The following is a 6,433-nucleotide window of genomic DNA, read 5'->3' as shown; positions in this document are numbered from 1 at the left end:
TGAGTGACATAATGTCAGTTATCGGTTCGATACTGCGCCACGTGGCCACGGCTCAGAGGATCGCTGATCTAGGGCGTTGGCGGTTGTGCTTCGTAGGCCACGGGTCGGTCCCGCTGCGGGCGACGGCGGGTTCGCGCGAGCGGTCGCACGCGGCCTTCGAACAGGGTGATGGCTGCGAAGGCGGCGACGTGGCTGTGGGTGATCCGCTGCCCGGTCATTGGGAGTGGATACGTCGGGTCTTCGTACCAGGCTGAGATCTTCTCGATGCTCGCCAACTCGTCGTCGTTCATGCCGATGGCGCGCTCGGCCAGTGCATCTTCGCCGTAGTCCCACAGCGCTGAAGCCACCTGACTCCGCGACGTGTGAACCGTGAAGTTGCGCCTGCCACGCAGGAGCTTCTTGAGTTCTGCGTCCTGCCGATGGCGCCCAAGGAACCTCATGGGGCCACGCTACGACGGACGATCCCGAGGAAGTCTGGACCAAAGCCCCTGCCGGCGCGGGGCGGACCCGACCGGCACGCCCAGGTGTCAACGACAGCTCATGTGGGAACGTTCGTTGCGGTCACACCACCCAGCGCCCCCTCAGGAGACGTCATGTCGCACCAGGGCATCCCGCCGCAGGGCCCGCCCCAGCAGCCCGGCCCGTACCCGCCGCCACCCGATCAGCAGTGGCAGACTCCACCGCCGGGACCGTACGGCCCTCCCCCGCCCCAGTTCGCCTCCACGCCGCCCCAGGGCGGTCCGGGCTGGCAGGGGCAGCCGCCGGCTCCGCTGCCGCCGCCCGGCTTCATCGACCTCACCATCCAGGGCAGCGTCCTGACGTCCAACATGCTGACCCCCAACGTGGTCATCGACGGACGGCACGTGCCGGCGCAGTACGGCCGCAACGTCATCCCGGTCGTCCCGGGACGGCACCACATCCACCTGTACGGCGAGTGGATGCGGCGGTACGGACAGGCGGACCTCCAGGTCGACGTCCAGCAGGGGGCGTACGTCCCGGTCTTCTACCGGGCACCGCTGCACCAGTTCACGACCGGCAACATCGGTCACGAGCCCCAGCCGGTCAAGGGGTGGTGGGTGCTCGTCCTGCTGCTCGTGATCCTGCTGGCGATCATTGTCGTGCCTGTCGTTGCGGCACTGACGGTGTGAGCCGACGCCCCCTCACAGTTCCAAGGTAACCCGCTTGGGGGGCCTTGCCGCAAGGCCCCCCTCCTCGGGCAGAATCCACGCTCCCCGCCGCCCCGGGCGGCACCCCCGAGCGTTGGAGCACACCCGTCTTGACCCACTCCCCCGCCCCCGTCTTCGCCATCCCCTCCGCACTCGGCGACAAGGGCTCCCGTACCCGCACCGACGCCGACGAGTCCCACCTGGCCCGCGTCGCGCTCACCCTCGACGAGTACCTCGCGACCCTGCAGGCCCGACGCGCCGAGGCACGGACCGCTCCGGGCGGCACCGGACAGGCCGCGCTGGACCGCGACCAGGAGGTGCACCGGCTCAGCGCGCAGATCCACCGCCTGTCGCGGTACAGCAACGACCTGTGCCTCGGCCGCACCGTCGACCACCAGGGCGACGTGACCTACATCGGCCGCTTCGGCCTGAGCGACGAGGACGGGGAGCGGCTCCTCGTCGACTGGCGCAGTCCCGCCGCGGAGCCGTACTTCGCTGCCACCCCCGCGCACCCCATGGGGCTCAGCAGCCGGCGTCGGTACCGCTGGGCCAACGGTCTCGTCGTGGACTACTGGGACGAGGTGCTCGACGGTACGACGGACCGCGGCGACCTGTCCCTCGACGAGGACGGCGCGTTCATCGCCTCGCTGTCCGCCAGTCGGAGCAGCACCATGCGCGACGTGCTCAGCACCATCCAGGCCGACCAGGACATGATCATCCGAGCCGACTCCCACGGGCCACTCGTCGTCGACGGCGGCCCCGGGACCGGGAAGACCGTCGTCGCGCTCCACCGTGCCGCCTACCTCATGTACGCCGACCCGCGCGTCGACGAGCGCCGCGGAGGCGTCCTCTTCGTCGGCCCGCACCGTCCGTACCTGCACTACATCGCAGACGTGCTCCCCAATCTCGGCGAGGACGGGGTGCAGACCTGCACCCTGGCTGACCTGGTGCCGCACGGAGACGCCGCCGTCGACGAGGCCGACGAGACAGTCCGCTCGCTGAAGGCCCGCCGCGAGATGGTGGATGCCATCGGCCCAGCGGTCGCGCTGTACGAGGAGCCACCCACCGCGGGACTCGACGTGGACACCCCGTGGGGTGAGGTGTGGATCGGCGTCGACGACTGGGCCGAGGCCTTCGCACGTGTCGGTACGGCCACCCCGCACAACGAGTCCCGGGAGCTGCTGTGGGAGTCGCTCGGTGAGGTGGTGGCCACCAAGCTCGACCTCGACGAGGACGCCGCGAGCGACGTGGCAGGTGCGCTGCGTCGGGTCAAGGAGGTCCGCGAGGCGATCCGCGCCGCGTGGCCCCTGCTTGAGTACACCGACGTCGTCGCCGACCTGTGGGAGGTTCCCGCGTACCTCCGGCGGTGCGCGCCGTGGCTCACCTCCGAGCAGATCACCCACCTGCGGCGCGCCGCGGACGCGCCCTGGACCACGGACGACCTCCCGCTGCTGGACGCTGCCCGACGCCGACTGGGCGACGTGGACTGGGAGGCCCGGCGCCGGAGTGACGCGCGCCGTCGAGCAGCCGACGCTGCCGAGATGGACGCCGTGATCGAGCACCTCGTCAGTGCGGGCGGGGACGAGTTCGGCGAGGGCCTCGTCTCCATGCTCACCGTCGACGACATGCGCGAGAAGCTGGAGGACTCGGGGCACCCCACGTCCAGCCTCGACACCGACAGGCTCGCCGGGCCGTTCGCCCACGTCATCGTCGACGAGGCGCAGGAGCTGACCGACGCCCAGTGGCAGATGCTGATCGCCCGGTGCCCGTCACGCAGCTTCACCATCGTCGGGGACCGGGCGCAGGCACGTCAGCGGTTCCGGGGCAGCTGGGAGGAGCACCTCGAACAGGTAGGCCTGACGGGGGCGCGACGTGCCGAGCTCACCGTAAACTACCGGACACCCCACGAGGTGATGGAGGCCGCGGCGCCCGAGATCCGCGCGGTCCTGCCCGACGCCAACGTGCCCCGGTCCATCCGTACCTCCGGCATCCCCGTCAGGCGGGTCCGCAGCGCGGAGGTGGCCGACGCGGTGGCGACCTGGCTGGAGCAGCACCGCGAGGGCACCGTCTGCGTCATCGGGGCCGAGGACGTCAGCGCGAGCCCCCGGGTCACCCACCTCTCAGCCGTCGGCGCCAAGGGACTCGAGTTCGACCTCGTCGTCCTCGTGGGTGCACAGGCCTGGGGCGCGGGGTACACCGCGGCGGTGGACCGGTACGTGGCGATGACGCGTGCCACGAGCACACTCGTCCTGGCCGACTGACCGGATCTACTCCTCGGTCTGCTTGGCCCACAGGTTGATGCCCGCCTCGACGGCGAACTCGTCGATCCGGCGCAGCTCGTCCTCGGTCAGGTCGGGGAACGCCAGAGCGTCCAGGTTCGTGTCGAGCTGCTCGACGCTGGAGGCGCCGATGACCAGCGACGTCATGCGGCGGTCGCGCAGGGCCCACTGCAGCGCGAGCTGGGCGAGCTTCTGACCGCGGCCCGCCGCGATCTCGTTGAGCGCCCGCACGCGGTCCAGCGTCTCGGCGGTCAGGTGGCTGTCCTGCACCGAGGAGCCGGCGCGTGCTGCCCGCGAGTCAGCCGGGATGCCCTGCAGGTAGCGGTCGGTGAGGAGGCCCTGGGCCAGTGCCGTGAAGGCGATGCACCCCATCCCCTGGGTCTCGAGCTCGTCGAGGAGCGACTCCTCGATCCACCGGTTGAACATCGAGTACGACGGCTGGTGGATCAGCAGCGGCGTCCCCAGCTCACGGGCGATCGAGGCGGCCTCGCGGGTCTTGGTCGCCGAGTACGACGAGATCCCCACGTACAGGGCGCGCCCGGACCGTACGGCCTGGTCGAGCGCCATCATCGTCTCCTCGACCGGGGTGTCGGGGTCGAAGCGGTGCGAGTAGAAGATGTCGACGTAGTCGAGGCCCAGGCGGGCCAGTGACTGGTCGAGGGACGACAGGACGTACTTCCGCGAACCCCCGCCCTGGCCGTACGGGCCGGGCCACATGTCCCAGCCCGCCTTGGTCGAGATGAGCAGCTCGTCGCGCAGCCCAGCGAAGTCGTCGCGCAGGTAGCGCCCGAAGTTCTCCTCCGCCCGGCCGTACGGAGGCCCGTAGTTGTTGGCGAGGTCGAAGTGGGTGACGCCCCGGTCGAAGGCCCGGCGCAGGATCGCGCGCTGGGTCTCCTCGGGACGGTCAGTCCCGAAGTTCTGCCACAGCCCCAGCGAGAGGGCCGGCAGCTTGAGTCCCGAGGTCCCGCAGAAGCGGTAGTCCATCGAGTCGTAACGGTCGGCGGCGGGCGTCCAGGTCATGGCACCATCCTGCGCCTGGACGCCACGTCCGTCGACCTCGCCCCGGTCACCGTCGGCGCACGACCCCAGCCGCTCCCCCGCCACGACGCTCGGGTTCAGCGACCGCCGTCATCCGGCCGTGGCGACCGAACTCGATCGCGGTGGCCGCCCCGATCTCCGCCGCACTGGTGAACGCGTCACCCGCCGGTACGAGCCGGTGCCCCAGCGCGCTGAGCGCGGGGCCGAACTCGTCGATGAAGGCCGGTTCGGAGGTGACGTTGGCCGTGTTGCGCGGGCTGGTCCGCGGCGCTGCGATGGCTTCCTCGATCGACATGCCCAGGTCGATACGGTTGAGCAGCATCTGCAGGACGGTCGTGATGATGGTGGAGCCGCCCGGGGAACCGAGCGCCAGGAAGGGCTTGCCGTCGCGCAGCACGATCGTGGGCGACATGGACGAACGCGGACGCTTGCCCGGCTGGATGCGGTTGGGATCGGCCGGGTCGAAGACGGTGGAGAAGTCGGTCAGCTCGTTGTTGAGCAGGAACCCGTGCCCGGGCACCACCTGGCCCGAGCCGCCGGTCTGCTCGATGGTCAGGGTGTACGCCACCACGTTGCCCCACCGGTCAGCAGTGGTCAGGTGGGTGGTGGAGATGTTCTCCGTGTCGGCCTCCACCTCACCGGCGCCCGTTCCGCCCGCGCAGACCCCGTCGTAGGCGGTGACGTCGCCCGCCGCGACCGGCTTCGCCAGCGCGGTGGACGGGTTGATCAGGCAGGCGCGTTCGGCCGCGTACGTGTCGGAGAGCAGGTCCGTCGTGGGCACGTCGACGTACGCCGGGTCACCGACGTACCGCCCACGGTCCGCGAACGCCAGCGAGGACGCCTCGAGGTACTGGTGCAGCGCGGCCGTCTCGTCCATGGCACCGAGGTCGCTGCCCTCCAGGATGTTGAGGGCCTCCCCCACGGTGGTGCCGCCCGAGGACGAGGGCGCCATGCCGTACACGTCCAGACCGCGGTAGCTGATCCTGGTGGGCGCCTGCTCCCGGACCCGGTAGTCGCGGAGGTCGGTCGTGGTGAGGTGGCCCGCCGGGACCGGCAGTGACGTGTCGTCGCTGGTGCGCGGGTGCTGGACGACGTCGGCCATCAGGTCCGCCAGCCGGCCACGGTAGAAGGCCCGCGTGCCGTGGCGCCCGATCGAGTCGTACGTCGCCGCCAGGTCCTTGTTCCGGAAGACGGAGCCCACCCGCGGCGCGTCGCCGCCGGGGAGGAAGAGGTCCGCCGTGGCGTCGAACGCCTCGAAGCGCACCTTGTTGTCGAGGGTCTGCTGGCGGAAGGTCTCATCCACGACGAACCCTCGACGGGCCAGTGTCGTGGCGGGCTTCAGTGCCCGTCGCAGGTCCCAGCGACCCCACTTCTCCAGGGCCCGCTCCCAGGTGGCAGGAGTACCGGGGACGCCAACCGAGACACCGCTGGTGACCAGGTCGGGAGTGAAGCGGTACGGCGCGCCGGTCGCCGGGTCGATGAAGGCGTCGGTGGGCATGCCGGCCGGTGCGGTCTCGCGCCCGTCGATGGTGCCGACGGTGCCGGTGGCGGCGTCGTAGTGGACGAAGTAGCCGCCACCGCCGACACCGGCGGAGTAGGGCTCCGTGACTCCCAGGGCCGCGGCGGCCGCCACGGCAGCATCCGCCGCGTTGCCCCCTCGGCGCAGGACCTCCAGACCGGCCCGTGTGGCGTCAGGGTCAACGGTCGAGACCGCTCCCCCGTAACCGACGGCGGTGGGCACCTTCGCCGGTGGCGTACGACCGGGGTCGCCGTGGCCCGGAGCTGAGGATCCCGCCGCGTGACCCGCGGGGGCCAGGGTCACGGCCAGGACGAGGGTGGAGAGGGCTGTCGTGACGTGCCGCAGACGTGGTGCGCGCATGGGTGAACCTCCCGAGAGATGGATCTCCACACTGCGCCGCCCCGGCCCTCCTGTCCACCGCCACGGCGCGC

At 71.0% G+C, this 6,433-nt stretch carries 5 protein-coding genes; 2 read left to right on the top strand and 3 right to left on the bottom strand.

The genetic code is table 11. From position 1 onward, the window contains the following. Positions 1–68: 68 nt before the first annotated feature. Positions 69–440 carry a hypothetical protein gene (locus tag ACI379_RS05620; protein WP_439791091.1) on the bottom strand — a complete coding sequence of 124 codons (372 nt, stop codon included), beginning with the start codon at positions 438–440 and terminating at the stop codon, positions 69–71. A 153-nt stretch (positions 441–593) separates the two neighbouring features. Between ACI379_RS05620 and ACI379_RS05615 the strand changes: the two genes are divergently transcribed. Then, positions 594–1,148, top strand: coding sequence for a hypothetical protein (locus tag ACI379_RS05615; protein WP_439791090.1), 555 nt, complete (start codon positions 594–596; stop codon positions 1,146–1,148). A gap of 128 nt (positions 1,149–1,276) precedes the next feature. After that, positions 1,277–3,427 (top strand): RNA polymerase recycling motor ATPase HelR, encoded by a 2,151-nt coding sequence (gene helR / locus ACI379_RS05610; RefSeq protein WP_439791089.1) that lies wholly within the window; start codon positions 1,277–1,279, stop codon positions 3,425–3,427. A 6-nt stretch (positions 3,428–3,433) separates the two neighbouring features. Here helR and mgrA read toward each other — a convergent pair whose 3' ends face one another. After that, positions 3,434–4,465 (bottom strand): L-glyceraldehyde 3-phosphate reductase, encoded by a 1,032-nt coding sequence (mgrA, locus tag ACI379_RS05605; RefSeq protein WP_439791088.1) that lies wholly within the window; start codon positions 4,463–4,465, stop codon positions 3,434–3,436. 46 nt (positions 4,466–4,511) lie between these two features. After that, a complete protein-coding gene (gene ggt, locus ACI379_RS05600; RefSeq protein ID WP_439791087.1) occupies positions 4,512–6,362 on the bottom strand; it encodes a gamma-glutamyltransferase in 1,851 nt (616 codons plus the stop codon). Positions 6,363–6,433 lie beyond the last annotated feature (71 nt).

Source organism: Nocardioides sp. (assembly GCF_051876515.1).
GTDB lineage: Bacteria > Actinomycetota > Actinomycetes > Propionibacteriales > Nocardioidaceae > Nocardioides.
The sequence above is the reverse complement of the archived record's forward strand: the minus strand, read 5'-3'. Positions and strand labels throughout refer to the sequence as shown.